Source organism: Streptomyces sp. NPDC097617, from assembly GCF_044761485.1.
Lineage (GTDB): Bacteria > Actinomycetota > Actinomycetes > Streptomycetales > Streptomycetaceae > Streptomyces.
On sequence record NZ_JBIWCL010000092.1, the window covers coordinates 1 to 1,055 of the forward strand.

Sequence of the window (1,055 nt, forward strand, 5' to 3'; positions counted from 1 at the left end):
GTCCTTGACGTAGCGGGGGTGCAGGGGCTCCTTCCGCGCGATCACCCGGTGGTGCGCCGGCCAGCCGGCCAACTCGCCGAGCAGGGCGGTGATGTCGGCGACGAACGCGCCCTCGCGCACACCGCCGTCCGCGCCGCCGCCGGCCGGCTGCCACAGGTTCTTCTTGTCGCAGATCTCGATGGCGGCCTGTTCGCGGGCGGTGAAAGCCCAGCCGACGGAGTACTCCCAGCGGAAGGTGGGGCTCTTGCGGCCGCCGGCGGAGGCGATCCAGTCGATCAGCTGGTGGGAGAAGCCTGCACCGTCCACCCGGAAGAGGATCTTCTGCCGTCGCCACCAGGGCAGTTGGGCCACCGCCCGGGTCAGGATGTCGATGTTCACTGCCGCGTCGTTGGCACTGACGTTGCCCGTGTGGAGCGTCGCGGCGAGTTGTTCGCCGGTGTTGTCACAGGTGGCGACGAATATGTGGTGCCCGAGGAAGCCCTTGTAGGTGCCGTGGGCTCCTTCCTTCTCCGACGGCGCGGGAATCAGCGTCCCGTCGCTGTCGATCACGGTCCAGCCGGCCAGCGGCACCCCTTCGACCTCCACCTCGGGAAAGCCCTCGGGCCGCTTGCGGAGCAGTTCGTAGACGCGGCGGCGTACTGTCGCCCGGGCCCGCCCGGCCCGTGCCCGGGCGAGTTCGTCGAGTTCCTTCAGCGCCCGCCACGCGGTGGGGTGGGAGGCGACCGGGCCGAAAACGGGCCGCTGGTGTTCCAGCAGCCGGATGTCGCGGATGCACCTTGCGCCCAGGGTGATCGCGACCGCGAGGTCCACCATCACCTGCCCCCGGTCGTGCAGCGGCACGAACCCCGGCCGGGCCAGCGCCGCCGACAGTTCCTCGGTCAGGCCCGTGCGCTCCGCGAGCAGCCGCAGATGCACCCCGCCCACATGCCCGACCTGTCCCTTCCCGTCCCCCGACATCGCCAGACCGCGTGCCCACTCGCTACCCTGCACGTGAAAGGTGCCCCCGCCCGCTCATGATCCAGTCCTCAACAAGCCGGATCATCGCAGGCCACGGG

The 1,055-nt window shown here is 70.6% G+C and carries 1 protein-coding gene; it reads right to left on the reverse strand.

The window, feature by feature from the left end; translation table 11 throughout:
* Positions 1 to 990, reverse strand: a 990-nt coding sequence (locus ACIQZO_RS40545; RefSeq protein WP_403636449.1) for a transposase, incomplete at its 3' end; no start/stop codon positions are given.
* Between the last annotated feature and the right edge of the window lie 65 nt (positions 991 to 1,055).